At 63.0% G+C, this 21,169-nt stretch carries 17 protein-coding genes, 1 tRNA gene and 1 pseudogene; 2 read left to right on the top strand and 17 right to left on the bottom strand.

Going from position 1 to position 21,169, the window contains the following annotated elements:
• From FJ980_RS22795 to rpsL, 4 genes are all read right to left on the bottom strand, one after another.
• Positions 1–350, bottom strand: a 350-nt coding sequence (locus FJ980_RS22795) for a GTP-binding protein (RefSeq protein ID WP_181181289.1), incomplete at its 3' end; no start/stop codon positions are given.
• Positions 351–415: 65 nt separating this feature from the next.
• On the bottom strand, positions 416–2,506 hold the full coding sequence (gene fusA, locus FJ980_RS22790; protein WP_095765517.1) for an elongation factor G: 2,091 nt from the start codon (positions 2,504–2,506) through the stop codon (positions 416–418).
• 29 nt (positions 2,507–2,535) lie between these two features.
• Positions 2,536–3,006 (bottom strand): 30S ribosomal protein S7, encoded by a 471-nt coding sequence (gene rpsG, locus FJ980_RS22785; RefSeq protein WP_027170372.1) that lies wholly within the window; start codon positions 3,004–3,006, stop codon positions 2,536–2,538.
• 9 nt (positions 3,007–3,015) lie between these two features.
• Entirely contained in the window at positions 3,016–3,387 is a 372-nt protein-coding gene (gene rpsL / locus FJ980_RS22780; protein ID WP_006202128.1) for a 30S ribosomal protein S12, read from the bottom strand.
• Positions 3,388–3,850: 463 nt separating this feature from the next.
• Between rpsL and FJ980_RS22775 the strand changes: the two genes are divergently transcribed.
• Both FJ980_RS22775 and FJ980_RS22770 read left to right on the top strand, forming a co-directional pair.
• Positions 3,851–4,132 (top strand): transcriptional regulator, encoded by a 282-nt coding sequence (locus tag FJ980_RS22775; protein WP_095765518.1) that lies wholly within the window; start codon positions 3,851–3,853, stop codon positions 4,130–4,132.
• Positions 4,133–4,215: 83 nt separating this feature from the next.
• Positions 4,216–5,145 (top strand): Gfo/Idh/MocA family oxidoreductase, encoded by a 930-nt coding sequence (locus FJ980_RS22770; protein ID WP_140546000.1) that lies wholly within the window; start codon positions 4,216–4,218, stop codon positions 5,143–5,145.
• Between the two features lie 7 nt (positions 5,146–5,152).
• On the opposite strand, the gene FJ980_RS22765 is transcribed toward FJ980_RS22770, so the two are convergent.
• From FJ980_RS22765 to FJ980_RS22705, 13 genes and pseudogenes are all read right to left on the bottom strand, one after another.
• Positions 5,153–5,818, bottom strand: a complete 666-nt coding sequence (locus tag FJ980_RS22765; protein ID WP_140545999.1) for an O-methyltransferase — start codon at positions 5,816–5,818, stop codon at positions 5,153–5,155.
• Positions 5,819–5,897: 79 nt separating this feature from the next.
• A complete protein-coding gene (gene rpoC, locus FJ980_RS22760) occupies positions 5,898–10,094 on the bottom strand; it encodes a DNA-directed RNA polymerase subunit beta' (protein WP_140545998.1) in 4,197 nt (1,398 codons plus the stop codon).
• A 186-nt stretch (positions 10,095–10,280) separates the two neighbouring features.
• Positions 10,281–14,417, bottom strand: coding sequence for a DNA-directed RNA polymerase subunit beta (gene rpoB, locus FJ980_RS22755; protein WP_140545997.1), 4,137 nt, complete (start codon positions 14,415–14,417; stop codon positions 10,281–10,283).
• A gap of 282 nt (positions 14,418–14,699) precedes the next feature.
• Positions 14,700–15,077 (bottom strand): 50S ribosomal protein L7/L12, encoded by a 378-nt coding sequence (gene rplL, locus FJ980_RS22750; RefSeq protein WP_027170378.1) that lies wholly within the window; start codon positions 15,075–15,077, stop codon positions 14,700–14,702.
• A 54-nt stretch (positions 15,078–15,131) separates the two neighbouring features.
• Positions 15,132–15,650 carry a 50S ribosomal protein L10 gene (gene rplJ, locus FJ980_RS22745; protein ID WP_140545996.1) on the bottom strand — a complete coding sequence of 173 codons (519 nt, stop codon included), beginning with the start codon at positions 15,648–15,650 and terminating at the stop codon, positions 15,132–15,134.
• A 406-nt stretch (positions 15,651–16,056) separates the two neighbouring features.
• Positions 16,057–16,755 (bottom strand): 50S ribosomal protein L1, encoded by a 699-nt coding sequence (gene rplA, locus FJ980_RS22740; RefSeq protein WP_140545995.1) that lies wholly within the window; start codon positions 16,753–16,755, stop codon positions 16,057–16,059.
• A 4-nt stretch (positions 16,756–16,759) separates the two neighbouring features.
• Positions 16,760–17,188 carry a 50S ribosomal protein L11 gene (gene rplK, locus FJ980_RS22735; protein WP_095765524.1) on the bottom strand — a complete coding sequence of 143 codons (429 nt, stop codon included), beginning with the start codon at positions 17,186–17,188 and terminating at the stop codon, positions 16,760–16,762.
• 176 nt (positions 17,189–17,364) lie between these two features.
• Entirely contained in the window at positions 17,365–17,892 is a 528-nt protein-coding gene (nusG, locus tag FJ980_RS22730) for a transcription termination/antitermination protein NusG (protein ID WP_140545994.1), read from the bottom strand.
• 27 nt (positions 17,893–17,919) lie between these two features.
• Entirely contained in the window at positions 17,920–18,123 is a 204-nt protein-coding gene (gene secE, locus FJ980_RS22725) for a preprotein translocase subunit SecE (protein WP_095765634.1), read from the bottom strand.
• 350 nt (positions 18,124–18,473) lie between these two features.
• Positions 18,474–18,549, bottom strand: a tRNA-Trp gene (locus tag FJ980_RS22720).
• 144 nt (positions 18,550–18,693) lie between these two features.
• Positions 18,694–19,179 (bottom strand): group II truncated hemoglobin, encoded by a 486-nt coding sequence (locus FJ980_RS22715; RefSeq protein ID WP_140545993.1) that lies wholly within the window; start codon positions 19,177–19,179, stop codon positions 18,694–18,696.
• An 80-nt stretch (positions 19,180–19,259) separates the two neighbouring features.
• Complete coding sequence (locus FJ980_RS22710; RefSeq protein WP_140546001.1) at positions 19,260–20,798, bottom strand: hypothetical protein; 1,539 nt, start codon at positions 20,796–20,798, stop codon at positions 19,260–19,262.
• 278 nt (positions 20,799–21,076) lie between these two features.
• Positions 21,077–21,169: pseudogene (locus FJ980_RS22705) on the bottom strand (elongation factor Tu); the annotation flags it as partial.

Raw genomic sequence — 21,169 nt, 5'->3', positions numbered from 1 at the left:
AGCAGGATGTGCTCGCGGGTCTGCGGCATCGGGCCGTCGGCGGCCGAAACCACCAGGATCGCGCCGTCCATCTGCGCTGCACCCGTGATCATGTTCTTCACATAGTCGGCGTGGCCGGGGCAGTCGACATGGGCATAGTGACGGTTGGCCGTCTCATATTCGACATGCGCCGTCGAGATCGTGATGCCGCGCGCCTTCTCTTCAGGTGCCGCGTCAATCTGGTCATAGCGCTTGTATTCGCCAAAATACTTCGTGATCGCCGCCGTCAGCGACGTCTTGCCATGATCGACGTGACCGATCGTGCCAATGTTCACATGCGGCTTGGTGCGCTCGAATTTACCTTTTGCCATGTGATCTCTCCAATCCTGCTTGCCCGTGCGGGCCTTGAATTAAGGTCTCGTGCAACCCGCTCGAGTTACGCGTATTTCTTCTGAACTTCCTGGGCGACCGCGGTCGGAACCGGCTCGTAGTGGTCGAACTGCATCGTGTACTGGGCGCGGCCCTGCGACATCGAACGCAGATTGTCGACGTATTTGAACATGTTGGCCAAAGGCACCATCGCATTGATGACGACGGCAACGCCGCGCGCTTCCTGACCCTGGATCTGGCCACGACGGCCATTGAGGTCACCGATGACGCCGCCGACATAATCCTCTGGCGTCACGACCTCGACCTTCATGATCGGCTCCAGAAGCTGCACGCCGAGGCGCGGAGCGGCTTCCTTGAAGCAGGCGCGGGAAGCGATTTCGAACGCCAGCACCGAGGAGTCGACGTCGTGGAAGGCGCCGTCGACCAGCGTTGCCTTGACACCGATCATCGGGAAGCCGGCGAACGGGCCGGAACCCATGACGCTGTTGATGCCCTTCTCGACGCCCGGAATGTATTCCTTCGGAACCGCACCGCCGACGATCTTGGACTCGAACACGAACTCTTCACTCTCGGTGTTCGGCTCGAAGATGATTTTGACGCGGGCGAACTGGCCGGTACCGCCGGTCTGCTTCTTGTGCGTGTAATCCTGCTCGTGCGTGCGGGTGATCGTCTCGCGATAGGCCACCTGCGGGGCGCCGACATTGGCTTCGACCTTGAACTCGCGGCGCATGCGGTCGACGATGATGTCGAGATGCAGCTCGCCCATGCCGGCGATGATGGTCTGGCCGCTTTCCTCGTCGGTCTTGACGCGGAAGGACGGATCCTCAGCCGCCAGGCGATGCAGCGCGAGGCCCATCTTTTCCTGGTCGTTCTTGGTCTTCGGCTCGATGGCGATCTGGATGACCGGATCGGGGAATTCCATGCGCTCCAGGATGACCGGGTGCAGCGGATCGCAGAGCGTGTCGCCGGTGGTCGTGTCCTTGAGGCCAGCCAGGGCGACGATGTCGCCGGCATAGGCTTCCTCGATGTCGGCGCGCGAGTTCGCATGCATCTGCAGCATGCGGCCGATGCGCTCCTTCTTGCCCTTCACGGTGTTGTCGAGCGAGGTGCCCTTGGTGAGCTTGCCCGAATAGATGCGGGCAAAGGTCAGCGAGCCGACGAACGGATCGTTCATGATCTTGAACGCCAGCATCGACAGCGGCTCGTTGTCGTCGGCATGACGCTCGATTTCGGCGTCGGTCTTGGCATCGACGCCCTTGATGGCCGGCACGTCGATCGGCGACGGCAGGTATTCGACGACGGCGTCGAGCAGCGGCTGCACGCCCTTGTTCTTGAAGGCCGAACCGCAGAACATCGGGAAGAACTTGACCGCGATGGTGCCCTTGCGGATCAGCGCGCGGATCTCGTCATTCGACGGCATCTTGCCTTCGAGGTAGTTCTCGAGCGCGGTCTCGTCCATCTCGACGGCGGCTTCGATCATCTTCTCGCGGTACTGCTCGGCCTTGTCCTTGAGGTCGGCCGGGATCTCGACGACGTCCCAGGCAGCGCCCAATGTCTCGTCACGCCAGACGAGCGCGTTCATCTCGACGAGGTCGACGACGCCCTTGAATTCGGTCTCGGCGCCGATCGGCAGCTGCATGACGACAGCCTGCGCGCCGAGGCGCGAACCGATCATTTCCTCGGAGCGGTAGAAGTCGGCGCCGATCTTGTCCATCTTGTTGCAGAAGATCATGCGCGGCACGTGGTACTTGTCGGCCTGGCGCCACACGGTCTCGGTCTGCGGCTCCACGCCGGCGTTGGCGTCGAGCAGCGCGATGGCGCCGTCGAGCACGCGCAGCGAACGCTCGACTTCGATGGTGAAGTCGACGTGTCCGGGGGTGTCGATGATGTTGAAGCGGCGCATCTTGCCGTCGCGACCCTTCCAGAAGGTCGTGGTCGCGGCCGAGGTGATGGTGATGCCGCGTTCCTGCTCCTGCTCCATCCAATCCATGGTGGCAGCGCCGTCATGGACTTCGCCGATCTTGTGCGACTTGCCCGTATAATAGAGGACGCGCTCGGTCGTCGTCGTCTTGCCGGCGTCGATATGCGCCATGATACCGAAATTGCGGTAGTCTTCGATCTTGTATTCGCGGGCCATGGGAGGTGCCTCTCAGTCTCGTTCGCGCTTTACCAGCGGTAGTGCGCGAAAGCGCGGTTGGCTTCTGCCATCTTGTGGGTGTCTTCACGCTTCTTGACGGCCGTGCCGCGGTTGTTGGCCGCGTCCATCAGCTCGCCCGAGAGGCGGTCGACCATGGTGGTCTCGTTGCGGTTGCGCGCGGCGGCGATCAGCCAGCGGATGGCCAGCGCCTGACGACGCTCGGGGCGCACATCGACCGGAACCTGATAGGTGGCGCCGCCGACACGACGCGAACGCACTTCCACATGCGGGGCGACATTGTCGAGCGCCTGATGGAAGACGGTGACCGGCTCCTGCTTGGTCTTGGCCTGGACCTGGTCCAGCGCGCCGTAGACGATGGTCTCGGCAACCGACTTCTTGCCGTCATACATGACGGCGTTCATGAACTTGGTGACGATCAGATCGCCGAACTTGGGGTCCGGATTGATCTCACGCTTTTCTGCACTGTGACGACGGGACATGGGAAACCCTTACTTCGGACGCTTGGCGCCGTATTTCGAACGACGCTGCTTGCGGTTCTTCACACCCTGCGTGTCGAGCACGCCGCGGATGATGTGGTAGCGGACGCCCGGCAGATCCTTGACGCGGCCGCCGCGGATCATGACCACCGAGTGTTCCTGCAGGTTGTGACCTTCGCCGGGGATGTAGCCGATCACTTCAAAACCGTTGGTCAGGCGAATCTTGGCCACCTTGCGCAGCGCCGAGTTCGGCTTCTTCGGCGTCGTGGTGTAGACGCGCGTGCAGACGCCCCGCTTCTGCGGGTTCTGCTGCATGGCCGGGACCTTGTTGCGCTTCACCGGCGCCAGGCGCGGCTTGCGGATCAGCTGGTTGACGGTAGGCATTAAACCCTCTTGTCTCTCAATTCCGTGTCTGCCCTGTCAGGGGGCCGCTCAAAGCGTCATTTCCATACGCAAATTCGGGCAACACACCGCGTCTCGCGGTCCTGCCCGAACAAATTGCAGAGGAAGCGGAAGCCGCTTCATGCGCGCCGGAAATGTCTTTTCGCTCGTAAAACGAACCCTGTTTGAGGCAAACTCCAAAGCGTGTCGCTTCGGACAGGAGAGCCTCACATCGGTTCTGACGTCGCGGCTTCTACTCGCAACCCCAGGGTCCGTCAACCCCGGCGCCGCAAATATTGCGCCCAACCCGAGGCTGGGCAGCCATGCGGAAAACGCATGTAATTTTCTTGCGTCTTTTTTCAAGAGCGAGGAAGAAAGTGACCGGCTTTGCGCTGTCCTGTGGCCCGGCTTCGTGCCAAAAGGCGGCTTGCATCGCACAATCTCGGGGAAAACGAGGAATCAGCCCGTGAACGACAATGAAGAACGGCCGGTCACGATCATCACCGGACGGGTCTGGAAGAAGAAGGGCGGCAAGCCGGAAGGCGTTCATGTGATGCTTGTGGCGCCCGACGATGATTCTGCCGTGCGCCGCGCGCTCGAATCGCTTGCCGCCGAAGGTTACGCCGAGGCCGAGCTCGACCAGATCGGCGACATGGAGGGCGAGCCCGACGACGAGCCGCATCTGTCGGCCTATCAAGGCGCATTGGAGGGCGAGGTTTCGATCGTCACCTTTGAAGAGCCGATCTGAAAAGCGCCGCCAGCGTCATATTTGCCGGACTCGCCGGACAAACCTGCCTGCCTAGACACACCCTTTCATTCCTTGGAGTTCCCATGACCAGCAGTCCCATCAAGCTCGGCATCGTCGGCGTGGGAAAGATCGTCCGCGACCAGCACCTGCCTGCGGTCGCCAAGGACGGCAACTATCAACTGACAGCCGCAGCCAGCCGCCACGGCAAGGTTGACGGCATTGCGAACTATCCCAGCATCGAAGCGATGCTGGCGGCCGAACCTAGCCTCGAGGCGGTCTCGCTCTGCATGCCGCCCCAGTTCCGTTACGACGCCGCGCGCAGCGCGCTGGAAGCGAGGAAGCACGTGTTCCTCGAAAAGCCGCCGGGCGCCACGGTCAGCGAGGTCGAGCACCTCAAGACGCTTGCCGAAAGGAACGGCGTCTCGCTCTTTGCCAGTTGGCATTCACGCTACGCGCCGGCGGTGGAGGCCGCGCGCGCTTTCCTCGCCTCGGCCAGACTGACTTCGGCCGCCATCAACTGGAAGGAAGACGTGCGGCGCTGGCACCCGAACCAGGAATGGATTTGGGAGCCGGGCGGCTTCGGCGTGTTCGATCCCGGCATCAACGCGCTGTCGATCGCCACACACATCTTGCCTGCGATGTTCATCACCTCGGCCGTGCTCGATTTCCCCGAGAATCGCGCGGCCCCGGTCGCGGCGCATGTCGCCTTCCGCACATCGACCGGCTTGCCGGTGACGATGGAGCTCGACTGGCTGCAGACCGGCCCGCAAAGCTGGGACATCGTCGCCGAGACCGACAAGGGCAGAATGGTGCTATCCGGCGGCGGCGCGAAGCTCGCCGTCGACGGGCGCATGGTCCATGACGAGCCGGAGGCCGAATACCCGATGCTTTACAAGCGCTTCGCCGAGATCGTTCGCGCCGGGACGTCCGATGTCGATCTCGCGCCGCTGCAGCACGTCGCCGATGCGTTCATGCTGGGCAAGCGCAACGTGGTCGAGGCGTTCTTCGATTAGGGCATCCTCATTCTACGATCGCGATGGTAAATCCGTCATAGCCCTTGGCGCCGACGGTTTGGATGGCGGTGCCGTCCAGCCGCTTCTCGCCGCCGATGAACGAAAAAGCGGCGCGTGCGCCCTCGACATTGGCGTCACGGCCATCCTCATCCAGCACCGCGCCGTCGCGGATGACGTTGTCGCAGACGATGACCGTGCCTGAGCGCGAGAGTTTCATCGCCCAGTCGAGGTAATTCGGGTTGTTCGGCTTGTCAGCGTCGATGAAGATCAGGTCGAACGGACCGGCATTTTCGCCTGCCAGCGCGGCAAGCGACTGCAGCGCCGGACCAATGCGCAGGTTGATCTTGTCGGAAACCCCTGCCCGCTCGAAGTTCGAACGCGCGACCTTGGCGTGGTGCGGATCGAGCTCCAGCGTCACGACCTTGCCGTCCGCGGGCAATCCCCTTGCCATCCAGATGGTCGAATAGCCGCCGAGCGTGCCGACCTCCAGCACCTTCTTCGCGCCGCGGATGCGCACCAGCAGCGACAGCAGCTTGCCTTGCGCGGCCGAGACGTCGATCGCCGGCAGGCCCTGATCGCGGTTGGCCTTAAGCACTGCATCCAGCACGGGATCCGCTTCGAAAAGGGAGGAAACAATGTAGTCGTCGACAGCCGTCCAGATTTTGCTGCTCATAGCTCTTCCTCGTTGCTTCAAGCCAAAATGCGAAAAGGGGCCGCGCGGGCCCCTTTTCTTGTTTTCTCATTCATCGCGCTTACTGCGCGGCGTTGACCATGTCGGTCAGCATCGGCTCGGCGACCTCTACACCGGAGGCCTTGCGGCGCTCGTCGATGATGAGCTCGTCGCGCGAGGTGGCGATGCGCCTTATCTGGCTCATCGTGCCGCCCGTGCCGGCCGGGATCAGGCGGCCGACGATGACGTTTTCCTTCAGGCCCTGCAGCATGTCGGTCTTGCCGGCAACCGCAGCTTCGGTGAGCACCCTGGTCGTCTCCTGGAACGAGGCGGCCGAGATGAAGGACGGCGTCTGCAGCGAGGCCTTGGTGATGCCAAGCAGCACCGGCTGACCTTCGGCCGGCTTCTTGCCGTCCTCGATCAGGCGCTCGTTGACCTCCTCCAGCTCGATCACATCGACGTGGTCGCCCGGGATGTAGGTCGAATCGCCCTGCGTGGTGATCTCAACCTTCTGCAGCATCTGGCGAACGATCACCTCGATGTGCTTGTCGTTGATCGACACGCCCTGCAGACGGTAGACCTCCTGGATCTCGTTGACGAGGTAAGACGCAAGCGCCTCCACGCCCTTGATCGCCAGGATGTCGTGCGGCGCCGGATTGCCGTCGAGGATGTAGTCGCCCTTCTCGATGACGTCGCCGTCCTGGAGATGGAACGGCTTGCCCTTCGGGATCAGGTACTCCACCGGCTCGAGCGTCGAGTCATGCGGCTCGATGATGATGCGGCGCTTGTTCTTGTAGTCGCGGCCGAAGCGGATCGTGCCATCGATCTCGGCGATGATGGCGTGATCCTTCGGACGGCGAGCCTCGAACAGTTCCGCAACACGCGGCAGACCGCCGGTGATGTCCTTGGTCTTGGCGCTTTCCATCGGGATACGCGCAAGCACGTCGCCCGGACGGACATGCGCGCCCGGCTCGACCGAGAGGATAGCCTCGACCGAGAGCAGGAAGCGTGCATCGCCGCCCTTCGACAGCTTGCCGACCTTGCCCTTGGCGTCCTGGATGGCGATCGCGGGCTTCAGGTCGTTGCCGCGCGGCGTCGAACGCCAGTCGATGACCTCGCGCTTGGTGATGCCGGTCGACTCGTCGGCCGTTTCCTGCACGGAGATGCCGTCGACCAGATCCTCGAACGCCACCCTGCCCTCGATTTCGGTGAGGACCGGGCGGGTATAGGGATCCCACTCGGCGATACGCTGGCCGCGCTTCACCTTGTCGCCATCGTCCACGAAAATACGCGAACCATAGGCGACGCGGTGCGTGGCGCGCTCCTTGCCGGTCTCATCGAGGATGAGCACCGCCATGTTGCGGCCCATGACCATCTGCTGGCCTTCCGAGTTGCGGACCACGTTGCGGTTGCGGATCTGCACCTTGCCCTCATAGGAGGCTTCAAGGAACGAGGAATCCACCACCTGCGCCGTGCCGCCCATGTGGAAGGTACGCATGGTGAGCTGGGTGCCCGGCTCGCCGATCGACTGCGCCGCGATGACGCCGACGGCCTCGCCCTGGTTGACGGGGGTACCGCGGGCCAGGTCGCGACCGTAGCAGACCGCGCACACGCCGGTCCTGACCTCGCAGGTCAGCGCCGAACGGATGCGGACCGACTGCACGCCGGCCTTCTCGATCTGCTCCACATCGCGCTCGTCCATCAACGTTCCGGCCTTGACCAGCAGGTCGCCGGTGACCGGATGATTGATGTCATCGAGCGAAGTGCGGCCCAGCACACGCTGGCCGACCGAGGCAACGATCTGACCGGCATCGACGATCGGCTGCATGGTGAGGCCCTTGTCGGTGCCGCAATCCACGGAGTTGACGATGCAGTCCTGCGCCACGTCGACGAGGCGGCGGGTGAGGTAACCCGAGTTCGCCGTCTTCAAGGCGGTGTCGGCCAGACCCTTGCGGGCGCCGTGGGTCGAGTTGAAATACTCGAGCACGGTGAGGCCTTCCTTGAAGTTCGAGATGATCGGCGTCTCGATGATTTCACCCGAGGGCTTGGCCATCAGACCGCGCATGCCGGCGAGCTGACGCATCTGGGTGGGCGAACCGCGCGCACCCGAATGCGACATCATGTAGATCGAGTTCATCGGCTTCTGACGGCCGTTGTCCTCGAACTCCACCGCCTTGATGCGCGCCATCATCTCGTCGGCCACCTTCTCCGAGCACTTGGCCCAGGCGTCGACGACCTTGTTGTACTTCTCACCCTGCGTGATCAGGCCGTCATTGTACTGCTGCTCGTATTCCTTGGCCAAAGCCTCGGTGTCGGAAACGAGCTTCAGCTTGGTGTCCGGGATCAGCATGTCGTCCTTGCCGAACGAAATGCCGGCACGGCAGGCGTGCGCAAAGCCGAGCGCCATGATGCGGTCGCAGAAGATGACCGTCTCCTTCTGACCGCAGTGGCGGTAGACTGTGTCGATCATCTTGGAGATGTTCTTCTTGGTCATCTCCTGGTTGGCGGTCTCATACGGCACGTTGACGTTCTTCGGCAGAAGCTCGCCGATGATCATGCGGCCAGGCGTGGTGTCGTAGATCTTCGACACGACGTTGCCTTCCGCGTCGACGCTGCGGAAGCGGCCCTTGATCTTGGCGTGCAGCGTCACGGCCTTGGTCTCCAGCGCATGCTGGAGCTCGCCCATGTCGGCAAACATCATGCCTTCGCCCGGCTCGTTCTGGTTGACGATCGAGAGATAGTAGAGACCGAGAACCATGTCCTGCGACGGCACGATGATCGGCGCGCCGGAGGCCGGGTGCAGGATGTTGTTGGTCGACATCATCAGCACGCGGGCTTCAAGCTGCGCTTCCAGGGACAGCGGCACGTGGACCGCCATCTGGTCGCCGTCGAAGTCGGCGTTGAAGGCGGTGCAGACCAGCGGGTGCAGCTGGATCGCCTTGCCTTCGATCAAGATCGGCTCGAACGCCTGGATGCCGAGGCGGTGCAGCGTCGGCGCGCGGTTCAAGAGCACCGGATGCTCGCGGATGACCTCGTCGAGGATATCCCAAACCTCCGGACGCTCCTTCTCGACCAGCTTCTTCGCCTGCTTGACAGTCGAGGAGAAACCCTTGGCGTCGAGGCGGGCGTAGATGAAGGGCTTGAAGAGCTCGAGCGCCATCTTCTTCGGCAGGCCGCACTGATGCAGCTTGAGCTCCGGACCGGTCACGATGACCGAGCGGCCGGAATAGTCGACGCGCTTGCCGAGCAGGTTCTGGCGGAACCGGCCCTGCTTGCCCTTCAGCATGTCGGACAGCGACTTCAGCGGACGCTTGTTGGCGCCGGTGATGACGCGGCCGCGACGGCCGTTGTCGAACAGCGCATCGACGGCTTCCTGCAGCATGCGCTTTTCGTTGCGCACGATGATGCCGGGCGCGCGCAGCTCGATCAGCCGCTTCAGGCGGTTGTTGCGGTTGATGACGCGGCGGTAGAGGTCGTTGAGGTCGGACGTGGCGAAGCGGCCGCCGTCCAGCGGGACAAGCGGGCGCAGGTCCGGCGGGATCACCGGAACCACCTTCATGATCATCCATTCCGGACGGTTGCCGGATTCCATGAAGTTCTCGACGACCTTGAGCCGCTTCAGGTATTTCTTCTGCTTGAGCTCGGACGTGGTCGAGGCCAGCTCCGAACGCAGGTCGCCGGCGATCTTCTCCAGGTCCATGCCGGCCAGAAGGTCGTGAATGGCCTCGGCGCCGATCATGGCGGTGAAAGAGTCCTCGCCGTACTCGTCGACGGCAATCATGTACTCTTCCTCGCTGAGGAGCTGGTTCTCCTTCAGCGCGGTAAGGCCCGGCTCGGTGACGATGTAGTTCTCGAAGTAGAGCACGCGCTCGATATCCTTGAGCGTCATGTCGAGCAGCGTGCCGATGCGCGAAGGCAGCGACTTCAGGAACCAGATATGGGCGACGGGCGCGGCGAGCTCGATATGGCCCATGCGCTCGCGGCGAACGCGCGACAGCGTGACTTCGACGCCGCACTTTTCGCAGATGACGCCCTTGTACTTCATGCGCTTGTACTTGCCGCACAGGCACTCATAGTCCTTGATCGGACCAAAAATGCGCGCGCAGAACAGGCCGTCACGCTCCGGCTTGAAGGTGCGGTAATTGATGGTCTCCGGCTTCTTGATCTCGCCGAACGACCAGGACAGAATCTTCTCTGGGCTGGCAAGCGAGATCCGGATGGAATCGAACACCTGCGCAGGCGCCTGCGGGTTGAAGAGATTCATGACCTCTTGGTTCATGCCGTTCTCCTTTTCGGGGTCCTCGATAACCCCTTGCATCGATCGCGGACGAAATGTCCGCAGACTGGCCGGTCGAACCGGCCGAAGACTTCTTGGGTGAGCGTGATCTTGGCCGAAAACCGGTGACCGATTTTCGGGATCATGCTCAGGGCGCGCCGCGCTTAGAACGCGGCGCGCGCCGGTGCCTTACTCGGCCGCGTCGGGCAGACGCGTCGGGGTCTCTTCGACCTGCGTGTTCTCCAGCTCCACATTGAGGCCGAGCGAGCGCATTTCCTTGACGAGAACGTTGAAGCTCTCGGGGATGCCTGCCTCGAACGTGTCATCGCCGCGCACGATCGCCTCGTAGACCTTGGTGCGGCCGGCGACGTCGTCCGACTTCACCGTCAGCATTTCCTGCAGCGTGTAGGCCGCGCCGTAGGCTTCGAGCGCCCAGACCTCCATTTCGCCGAAGCGCTGGCCGCCGAACTGCGCCTTGCCGCCCAGCGGCTGCTGGGTGACGAGCGAGTACGGACCGATCGAACGCGCGTGGATCTTGTCGTCCACCAGGTGATGCAGCTTGAGCATATAGATATAGCCCATCGTCACCTTGCGATCGAACGGCTCGCCGGTGCGGCCGTCATAGAGCTGCGACTGACCGCTGGTGTGCAGGCCAGCCTGCTCCAGCATGGTGTTGATGTCGGCCTCATGCGCGCCGTCGAACACCGGGGTCGCGATCGAGACGCCGCGGCGCATCTGCTCGCTCAGGCGAACGATGCTCTCGTCGTCATACTCGCGGATCGGCTCGTTGCGGTCATTGGCCGGCATGAAGCTTTCCAGCGTCTTGCGCAGCGGCTTGATGTCGCCGCCACCCTTGTACGCGTCGATCAGCTCGCCGATCTTCCTGCCCATGCCGGCGCAAGCCCAGCCCAGATGCGTTTCCAGGATCTGGCCGACATTCATGCGGCTCGGCACACCCAGCGGGTTGAGCACGATATCGGCATGCGTGCCGTCCTCGAGGAAAGGCATGTCCTCGACCGGAACGATGCGCGACACGACACCCTTGTTGCCGTGACGGCCGGCCATCTTGTCGCCCGGCTGCATCTTGCGCTTCACGGCCACGAAGACCTTGACCATCTTCATGACGCCCGGAGGCATTTCGTCGCCGCGCTGCACCTTCTCGACCTTGTCCATGAAGCGCTGCTCGAGCGCCTTCTTGGATTCGTCGTACTGGCCACGCAGAGCCTCGAGCTCGCCCTGGAGCTTCTCGTTCTCCACGGCGAACTGCCACCACTGCGAACGCGGATACTCGTCGAGCGTGTCCTTCGACAGCTTCGAGCCCTTCTTGAAGCCCTTCGGTCCGGCGATCGCCTCCTTGCCGACCAGCACGTCGGAAAGACGCGCATAGACGTTGCGATCCAGGATCGCCTGTTCGTCGTCGCGGTCCTTGGCCAGACGCTCGATCTCCTCGCGCTCGATCGCCATCGCGCGCTCGTCCTTCTCCACGCCGTGGCGGTTGAAGACGCGCACTTCGACGACCGTGCCGAAGGTGCCCGGAGGCATGCGCATGGAGGTGTCGCGAACGTCCGAAGCCTTTTCGCCGAAGATGGCGCGCAGGAGCTTTTCTTCCGGCGTCATCGGGCTTTCGCCCTTCGGGGTGATCTTGCCGACCAGGATGTCGCCCGGCTGCACTTCAGCACCGATATAGACGATACCGGCCTCGTCGAGGTTCTTCAGCGCTTCTTCCGAAACGTTCGGAATATCGCGCGTGATTTCCTCCGGCCCGAGCTTGGTGTCGCGCGCCATGACCTCGAACTCCTCGATGTGGATCGAGGTGAAGACGTCGTCGGCCACGATGCGCTCGGAGAGCAGGATCGAGTCCTCGTAGTTGTAGCCGTTCCACGGCATGAACGCGACCAGCACGTTGCGGCCGAGCGCCAGATCGCCGAGCTCGGTCGACGGACCGTCGGCAATGATGTCGCCCTTGTTGACGCGGTCGCCCATGCGCACCAGCGGACGTTGGTTGATGCAGGTGTTCTGGTTCGAACGCTGGAACTTCATCAGCCGGTAGATATCGACGCCGGACTTGCCCGGATCGAGATCTTCCGTGGCGCGGATGACGATACGGGTGGCGTCCACCTGGTCGACCACGCCGCCGCGGCGGGCGCCGATGGCAGCGCCCGAGTCGCGGGCGACGACCGGCTCCATGCCGGTGCCGACGAACGGCGCTTCGGCGCGCACCAGCGGCACGGCCTGACGTTGCATGTTCGAGCCCATCAGCGCGCGGTTGGCGTCGTCGTTCTCGAGGAACGGGATGAGCGCCGCCGCGACGGACACCATCTGCTTCGGCGAGACGTCCATCAGGTCGACGTTCTCGCGCGGCGCCATCATCACTTCGCCGGCATTACGGCAAATGACGAACTCGTCGACGAAGCTGCCGTTCTTGTCGAGCTCGGCGTTGGCCTGCGCGACATGGTGCTTGGCCTCTTCCATCGCCGACAGATAAACGACGTCATTGGTCAGCTTGCCGTTGACGATCTTGCGGTATGGGCTCTCGATGAAGCCGTATTTGTTGACGCGCGCGAAAGTGGCCAAAGAGTTGATCAGACCGATATTCGGGCCTTCCGGCGTCTCGATCGGGCAGATGCGGCCGTAATGCGTCGGATGCACGTCGCGCACCTCGAAGCCGGCGCGCTCGCGGGTCAGACCGCCCGGTCCAAGCGCCGACAGGCGCCGCTTGTGGGTGATCTCCGACAGCGGGTTGGTCTGGTCCATGAACTGCGACAGCTGCGAGGAACCGAAGAACTCGCGCACGGCGGCGGCCGCCGGCTTGGCGTTGATCAGGTCCTGCGGCATGACCGTGTCGATCTCGATCGAGGACATGCGTTCCTTGATCGCGCGCTCCATGCGCAGCAGGCCGACGCGGTACTGGTTCTCCATCAGCTCGCCGACCGAACGCACGCGGCGGTTGCCGAGATTGTCGATGTCGTCGATCTCGCCCTTGCCGTCACGCAACTCGACCAGCGTCTTGACCACGGCCAGGATATCGTCCTTGCGCAGCACGCGCACGGTGTCCTCGGCCTTGAGCTCGAGGCGCATGTTCATCTTGACGCGGCCGACGGCCGACAGGTCGTAGCGCTCGCTGTCGAAGAACAGCGAGTTGAACATGGCTTCGGCGGTCTCGAGCGTCGGCGGCTCGCCCGGGCGCATGACACGGTAGATGTCGAACAGCGCGTCCTGGCGGCTCTCGTTCTTGTCGACGTTGAGCGTGTTGCGGATGTAGGCGCCGACATTGACGTGGTCGATGTCCAGGATCTGGATCTCGTCATCGCCGGTGCCGAGCAGCACCTTCAGCGTCTTGTCGTCGATCTCGTCGCCGGCTTCGAGGAATATCTCGCCGGTGCCGTAGTTGACGATGTCTTCGGCAAGGTAGTTGCCGAGCAGGTCCTCGTCGGTCGCCTTGATGGCCTTGAGACCCTTCTCGCCGAGCTGGCGAGCCTGGCGGGCGGTGATCTTCTTGCCTTGCTCGACCACGATCTCGCCGGTATCGGCGTCGACCAGGTCGCCAACGGCCTTGAGGCCGCGGAAACGCTCGACGTTGAACGGAATGCGCCAGTGGTCGCCGGCGCGCTTGTAGGTGATCTTGTTGTAGAAGGTCGACAGTATCTCCTCGCCGTCCATGCCGAGCGCCATCAGCAGCGACGTCACCGGAATTTTGCGGCGGCGGTCGATGCGGGCGTGCACGACGTCCTTGGAGTCGAACTCGATGTCGAGCCACGAACCGCGATAAGGAATGACGCGCGCGGCAAACAGAAGCTTGCCCGACGAGTGCGACTTGCCCTTGTCATGGTCGAAGAAGACGCCCGGCGAACGGTGCATCTGCGAGACGATGACGCGCTCGGTGCCGTTGACGATGAAGGTACCGTTCGACGTCATGAGCGGCATGTCGCCCATGTAGACGTCCTGCTCCTTGATGTCCTTGATCGACTTGGCGCCGGTATCCTCGTCGATATCGAACACGATGAGGCGCAGCGTCACCTTCAGCGGCGCCGCATAGGTCAGGTCGCGCTGACGGCACTCGTCAACGTCGAATTTCGGTGCCTCGAACTCGTACTTCACGAACTCCAGCATCGAAGAGCCGGAAAAGTCGGAGATCGGGAAGACCGACTTGAAAACGGCCTGCAGTCCTTCGTCCGGACGGCCGCCCTTGGGCTCGTCCACCATCAGGAACTGGTCATAGGATGCCTTCTGGACCTCGATGAGGTTCGGCATCTCCGCAACTTCCGGGATCTTTCCGAAGAACTTGCGTACGCGTCTGCGGCCATTGAAAGTCTGGGTCTGGGCCATCGTCGCTCCTTAGCTATAAACTCGGGACGAACCTCGCCGCGGCTCGCCTTGCACCAACGGGCTGCCTCGGCGGCTGCCCCTATCTGTTTTTCCGGCCGCCCCTGCCAATTTCTTGGGCCAATCGCTTGGCGGCTACCGGCTAAAACGGGAGAAAACCCGTTTCCGGAAGGCCGCTTTTCGGCCCTCAGGAAAGAGGTTTTCAAACGCCTCGCGTGACAGAACCCTCCCTTCGTCAAGGGAGGGGGCGGACGGCGCGAGACCGTCCGCCCTCGCCTAACAGGCTTACTTCAGCTCGACCTTGGCGCCAGCTGCTTCCAGCTGAGCCTTGAACTTGTCGGCGTCGGCCTTGGAAACGGCTTCCTTGACCGGCTTCGGAGCCGCTTCGACCAGGTCCTTGGCTTCCTTGAGGCCAAGGCCGGTGATGGCGCGGACTTCCTTGATGACGTTGATCTTCTGGGCGCCGGCATCGGCGAGAACGACGTCGAATTCCGTCTTCTCTTCAACCGGAGCAGCGGCAGCGGCAGCGCCGCCGGCAGCGGCAACCGCTACCGGAGCGGCGGCCGAAACGCCCCACTTCTCTTCCAGGAGCTTCGACAGCTCGGCCGCCTCGAGGACGGTCAGCTTCGAAAGGTCGTCTACGATCTTTGCGAGATCAGCCATTTTTGTATTCCTTCACTAGGTTCGAACGTGTGTTGTTGACAGCGAGGAACGGCCTCATGCCGCCTCGTCCTTCCGGGCGTAAGCGCCGATGACACGCGCGACCGAAGCCGCGGGCGCATTGACGATCTGGGCGATCCGGGTTGCCGGCGTGGCGATCATGCCAACCAGCCTGGCGCGCAGCTCGTCGAGCGACGGTAGTGTGGCGAGTGCCTTCACACCGTCGGCGTCGAGCGAGGTCGTGCCCATCGCGCCACCGAGAATGATCAACTTGTCATTCCCCTTGGCGAAATCGGACGCGACCTTCGGCGCCGCAATCGGATCCTCCGAATAAGCGACCAGCGTCTGTCCCTTGAACAGATCGATGATCGATGCGGAGTCCGTGCCCTGAAGAGCGATCTTGGCGAGACGGTTCTTCGCGACTTTGACGGTGCCACCGGCGGCGCGCATCTTCGACCGAAGGTCGTTCATTTGCGCGACGGTGATACCGGCGTAGTGGGCCACGACGACTGAACCAGCGCTTGAAAACGCATCATTCAGGCCCGTGACGAGTTCGCGTTTTTCCGCTCTGTCCACTGCCTATCTCCAGTTGACCCCTGCCCCATTGACGAGGTCAGGCGTCGGTTGCCTTTTGCCGGCCGGGCCATCCAGTAACGGATCTCCCGAACGACGCTCGAGGATCCTGCCCCCTTTCGCCACACCAGCCGGCACGCCGGATAGTGCGCAGACAAAAGGCAAACACGGTTCGAACCTTTCATTGGAGCTTGGCTCCTTTGTCGGGTCTTCACCCGTCTCATGCAGGCCCAGTTGAATTAAGGCTTTTGGGCCGCCTGCAATCTCGGACAGGATATCCGGAAACCTTTCGGCTTCCGGGGTACCGGGCCGCCGACGGATCGGCGGTCCGGAATTCTTTCTTGCTGGAGCATGCTCCCGCTTTTCGGGATCATGCCCTAGCGATCGGCCTTACCCGATCGGCCGACACTTACGACGCGGCGAGCGTCGCGATGTCGAGCTTGAGGCCGGGGCCCATCGTCGAGGTGACCGACACCTTCTTGACATAGTTGCCCTTGGCGCCCGCGGGCTTGGCCTTGGTCACCGCGTCGGCGAAGGCGCGGACATTTTCTTCCAGCGCCTTGACGTCGAACGAGACCTTGCCGACGCCGGCCTGAACGATGCCGGCCTTCTCGACGCGGAACTCGACGGCGCCGCCCTTCGAAGCCTTGACGGCCGCGGCCACATCGGTGGTCACAGTGCCGACCTTCGGGTTCGGCATCATGCCGCGCGGACCGAGAACCTTACCCAGACGACCGACCAGCGGCATCATGTCCGGCGTGGCGATGCAGCGGTCGAAATCGATCGTGCCCTTCTGGACGATGTCGACAAGGTCCTCGGCGCCGACGATATCGGCGCCGGCGGCCTTGGCTTCCTCGGCCTTGTCGCCACGGGCAAACACCGCGACGCGCACCGAGCGGCCGGTGCCGTTCGGCAGGTTGACCACGCCGCGGACCATCTGGTCGGCATGGCGCGGATCGACGCCGAGATTCATCGAGATCTCGACGGTCTCGTCGAACTTCACCTTGGACCGGTCCTTGAGCAGCTGCAGCGCCTCGGACAGGCCGTAAGCCTTGTTCGGATCGATGCCTTCGCGGCTCTTGGCAACACGCTTTGCAATCTTTGCCATGATCTTAGCCCACCACTTCCAGGCCCATCGAGCGGGCGGAACCCTCGACCATGCGCATGGCCGCCTCGACGTCGTTTGCGTTCAGGTCCTTCATCTTCTGCTCGGCGATCGCGCGCACCTTGTCGCGGCTGATCGTGCCGGCCTTGACCTTGCCCGGCTCCTTGGAGCCCGACTTCAGGTTGGCGGCCTTCTTCAGGAAGTAGCTCACCGGCGGCGTCTTCATGACGAAGGTGAACGACTTGTCCTGGTAGTAGGTGATGACGACCGGGATCGGCGATCCCTTCTCGAGCTCCTGGGTCTGCGCGTTGAACGCCTTGCAGAATTCCATGATGTTGATGCCGCGCTGACCAAGCGCCGGGCCGATCGGGGGCGACGGCGTAGCCGAGCCCGCGGCAACCTGGAGCTTGAGCTGGCCTGCAACTTTCTTAGCCATCTCTATTCCTGCCTTTTCTCATGCCGGGGAAACGCCGGCGGTTGCAGTCTGGTGGTGCGGTTCCGACGGCCGGCTATGCCGCCTTCGCCTCCCACCTGTTCATGCGGCGTCTGTTCACGCCGCCTCCCGACGCCTTTCGGCGCGGATCCCCGCGCCTTGCGGCGCAGCTTTACGGATCAGCCCTTTTCGACCTGCCCGAACTCCAGATCGACGGGCACGGCGCGCCCGAAGATCGAAACTTCCACCTTGAGGCGGGCCCGCTCCTCGTCCACTTCCTGGACGACGCCGTTGAACGACGCGAAAGGACCGTCCGAAACGCGGATCGCCTCGCCGATCTCGAAGGTGACCGAGGGCTTCGGCCGCTCGACGCCTTCCTGGACCTGGTTCAGGATGCGCTGCGCCTCCGTCTCGGTGATCGGCACGGGCTTGGAGTCGCCCAGAAAGCCGGTGACCTTCGGCGTGTTCTTGACCAGCGAGAACACGGCGTCGGTCAGATTGGCCTTCAAGAGCACATAGCCTGGGAAGAACTTGCGCTCGGCATCGACCTTGCGGCCGCGACGGATCTCGACGACCTTTTCGGTCGGGACCACGATCTGCTCAATGTCCCCGGACAAGCCCTTCTGCTTGGCCTTGTTCTCGATGTCCTCGGCGACCTTCTTCTCGAAGTTCGAATAGGCGTGGACGATATACCACCGCGCAGTCATTTCACGACCTCTCCGTAATCCGCCGAATTAATGCCCGAGACCCAGGATCCACTCGATCGCATAGCCCATCAGAATATCGGCAGCGAAGAAGAACAGCATCGCGATCACCGCGAATATCAGGACCATCACGGTCGAGATCATGGTCTCGCGCCGCGAAGGCCATGTCACCTTGGCCGTCTCCGCGCGAACCTGCTGGAGAAAGGTGAAGGGATTAGTGGTTTTCGAAGCCATGCGCCGCCTGTTTTCGAGACCCGTTGGCCGGGCCTCCTGGATGATCCCGCTGACCGGGACGTGCCGCCTGGGCTTCATGCGGCGCGAATCAGCGCCGCTATTTCACCCACGCAAATCAGACGCGTAAAGCCGGCTTCCCAGCTCCACGCGTCGCGTGTCTGTCTTGTCTACATAAAACCGATTCTTAATCCACGCAAGTGGCAAGGGTCCGCTTTATGTCCTAACGCCGCCTCGGAACCATCCAGTCGTCCCGTCCCGGCTATACGGGGCTTATGCCCCAATTCTCGCTATATGGCAAGCCACCCGCCGATTTTCAACGCCGGAGCTTCGATCGGCCACTTTTGGGAAAATGGCACGGGCAGCAGGGCTCGAACCTACGACCTGCGGTTTTGGAGACCGCCGCTCTACCAACTGAGCTATGCCCGTGCATGCGCTTGTTCGGCGCAGGCGCTTCCTAAAAGCTTCCGTGCGCTCTGTAAAGAGCACTCAGCAGTGGTTTTAAAACCTTTGCCGGAAATCTGGATTCCATACCGCCGGCGACCGATCGCGCTCGCCAGACAACGCCCGCGCCTACGACTTCCCGGCCGGCGGCTTGTAAGGCCCGCCCGGCACGCCCCAGCCCCAGGCGGGCATCGGCTCGGTCTCGGGATCGCAGGTCTCGCCAAGATTCGAGTTCATCTTCGCCAGCCGCGATCCCCATTCGACATAGCCCATGAAGGCCGAGCGGAACTCGGGGTCGTCGGGCAGGCCGACCTCATCCGCCGCGTCGGCAAGGAGATTGATCCAGCGGCGGCGCTGCTCCTCGGTCAGATGCTTGCCGAGATGATGCATCACCATCTCGCGATGGCCGCCATGCTTCTCGCTGTAGGTCTTCGGGCCGCCGAAAACCTCGCCGATGAAGGCGGCGACATGCGCCGGGTGATCCGGCGACATCATCCTGAACACCGGTCCGACGACCGGATCCGCCGCCACCTTGTCGTAAAAGGTCCGGGTCAGCCGGTTCAGCGCCTCGCTGCCGCCGGCCCATTCGTACAAAGTCGGGATGTCCTCGCTCATTGCCGCTCCTCCCTGTGCGTACAACAAGATAGCGGCAGCGCCCTGCCCCGCTCAACCTGCCTCGATGGCCAGTGCGCGAGCTAGAGCTTCGCCGGCGCCTTTGCCTCGGCATCGGCGGACGGAAGAACCCGGCAATTGTCCGGCCTGGATGGGGACCTGCAAATGGTGGCGCCCGTCAGCGCGTCCACCGATTGCGGCCCGGTCGTCAGCCCGAATGTCTTCAGTTCGTCCCGGCTGAGTTCCCTGTGCTTTGCATATTCGGCCGACTGCATGGCGGCGAAAAAGCCCGAGCCGACCGCCATCTCGTCGAGATAGGCCCTGACCTTGTCTTCCATGCCCATGGAATGCACGAGGAAGTGCGCACCGGCGCCAACCAGGCGCCGGACCCCGCCGGCGACCATCACCGCGCAGGCGGCGTCGCATTCGGCGCCGGCATCGATGGTGAGCCCGGCATGGAGACCGTCGGCCGCGACGCACCCCGCCGTGCCCGGATCGCAGTCGAGAAAATCCGTTCGGGCGACCGCAATATCCAAGCCGCGCTCGCGGATCAGCCTGCCCGCGGCGAGCGCAGCCTGCACATCTCCACCCGGCGAGTTGATTACGACCGGCAACCGGCGCTCACGGATCGTATCGAGCAGTTGGCGCAGCTTGTCGGCCGTACCTGCGGCGATCGTGCCTTCCGCCGAAATCCATTCCGGACAATCGGGATTGCAGAGCGGATTGCCGCCGCGAACAAGAACGAAACGCATCTGCTGTTCGTGGGCTTGCCGCGCCGGCGCGGGAACCGGCGCTGTATAAGAAGGTCCGGCCCCTACTGACGCGACCGCGACGGGCACGCCGTTCGCGGGAATCTCGCGACAATTCGTCGGTGCCGGATGGCGCTGGCAGATGGTTCTCTCGGTCAGCAGGTCGAGCGAATCGAGGCTGGTCACGAGCTTCATCTCCAGCATGTCATCGGGCTCGATCTGCCTGATGTCGCTGGCAGGTGTGGCCTTCATCACGCTGAGCACATCCTGCTCGACACCCATCTCCTTGAAATAGGCCGACAGCCGCTTCTCGATCGCCTTGCTCATCTCGTAGGTCTTGTAGCTGCCGGCATTCTTGCGGCTGACGATCCTGGTGCCGATGACCTTCTTCTTGCCGTTCACAACCCGGTAGGTGGTGCGGTAGAGCAGCTTCTCGCGCCGGTAGGTGGTGGTGATCTGGTGGACGCCGAGATAGGCCCATTCGCCGACCACGCGGCGGATGCCGCCGGCAAACATCAGCGGACAGGCCGAATTGCACATCGCGCCGCTGTCGTAAGCGACGCCAGAATAGGGCTGGCCCTTGCCGTCATTGTCCCGGCAATTTTTCGTCCCCGGCGAGCAGCCGGAAAATTCGGTGATGCCGACCGCGATATCGAGCTTGTTCTTGCGGACCATGCGGCCAAGCTGAAGCGCGGCATCGACGTTGCCGCCGGGAGAATTGACGACGATCGGCAGCGGCCTTCCGCCGAGCGTCTTCAGCAGGCGTTTCAGCAGCAGCGGCGTGCCTGCGTCGATCGTGCCTTCGGCCGAGATCCATTCCGGGCAGTTCGGCTCGCAGCCCGGCGCGCTGCTGCGCACGACGACGAAGCGCATCGTCGGACCGTAGTCCGGCGGCTCTTCCTTTGCGGCGGCGCCGAAGGCGGCCAGCCCCAAGGCGGCGGCCAATCCCAGCCGAAGCAGCCCGCGCCGACACCGCATGGTCTTTGAACGGAATGTGGAAACCACGTCTGGCTAGCCCCACGGCGCAACCCATACTAGTTGCGGCGACGATGGTTGCAACAGAATTGAACAGGGCCTGACAGCACTGCTTCAAACAAAAGGGCGGCCCGAAGACCGCCCTTTCCTTGTCGAGCCGGCAGTGGCCGGATCGATTATTCCTTGATGGTAACGACGATGCCGGCACCGACGGTGCGGCCGCCTTCACGGATGGCGAAGCGCAGCTTCTCTTCCATCGCGATCGGCAC

It is taken from the genome of Mesorhizobium sp. B1-1-5, from assembly GCF_006443065.1.
Classification (GTDB): Bacteria; Pseudomonadota; Alphaproteobacteria; order Rhizobiales; family Rhizobiaceae; genus Mesorhizobium.
The sequence above is the reverse complement of the archived record's forward strand: the minus strand, read 5'-3'. Positions and strand labels throughout refer to the sequence as shown.

Bases quoted from the DNA above. Each gene is read 5' to 3' on its own strand.
- fusA (WP_095765517.1), bottom strand. From the start codon at position 2,506: ATGGCCCGCGAATACAAGATCGAAGACTACCGCAATTTCGGTATCATG.
- rpsG (WP_027170372.1), bottom strand. From the start codon at position 3,006: ATGTCCCGTCGTCACAGTGCAGAAAAGCGTGAGATCAATCCGGACCCC.
- rpsL (WP_006202128.1), bottom strand. From the start codon at position 3,387: ATGCCTACCGTCAACCAGCTGATCCGCAAGCCGCGCCTGGCGCCGGTG.
- FJ980_RS22770 (WP_140546000.1), top strand. From the start codon at position 4,216: ATGACCAGCAGTCCCATCAAGCTCGGCATCGTCGGCGTGGGAAAGATC.
- FJ980_RS22765 (WP_140545999.1), bottom strand. From the start codon at position 5,818: ATGAGCAGCAAAATCTGGACGGCTGTCGACGACTACATTGTTTCCTCC.
- rpoC (WP_140545998.1), bottom strand. From the start codon at position 10,094: ATGAACCAAGAGGTCATGAATCTCTTCAACCCGCAGGCGCCTGCGCAG.
- rpoB (WP_140545997.1), bottom strand. From the start codon at position 14,417: ATGGCCCAGACCCAGACTTTCAATGGCCGCAGACGCGTACGCAAGTTC.
- rplL (WP_027170378.1), bottom strand. From the start codon at position 15,077: ATGGCTGATCTCGCAAAGATCGTAGACGACCTTTCGAAGCTGACCGTC.
- rplA (WP_140545995.1), bottom strand. From the start codon at position 16,755: ATGGCAAAGATTGCAAAGCGTGTTGCCAAGAGCCGCGAAGGCATCGAT.
- rplK (WP_095765524.1), bottom strand. From the start codon at position 17,188: ATGGCTAAGAAAGTTGCAGGCCAGCTCAAGCTCCAGGTTGCCGCGGGC.
- nusG (WP_140545994.1), bottom strand. From the start codon at position 17,892: ATGACTGCGCGGTGGTATATCGTCCACGCCTATTCGAACTTCGAGAAG.
- secE (WP_095765634.1), bottom strand. From the start codon at position 18,123: ATGGCTTCGAAAACCACTAATCCCTTCACCTTTCTCCAGCAGGTTCGC.
- FJ980_RS22715 (WP_140545993.1), bottom strand. From the start codon at position 19,179: ATGAGCGAGGACATCCCGACTTTGTACGAATGGGCCGGCGGCAGCGAG.
- FJ980_RS22710 (WP_140546001.1), bottom strand. From the start codon at position 20,798: ATGCGCTTCGTCGTCGTGCGCAGCAGCGCGCCGGGCTGCGAGCCGAAC.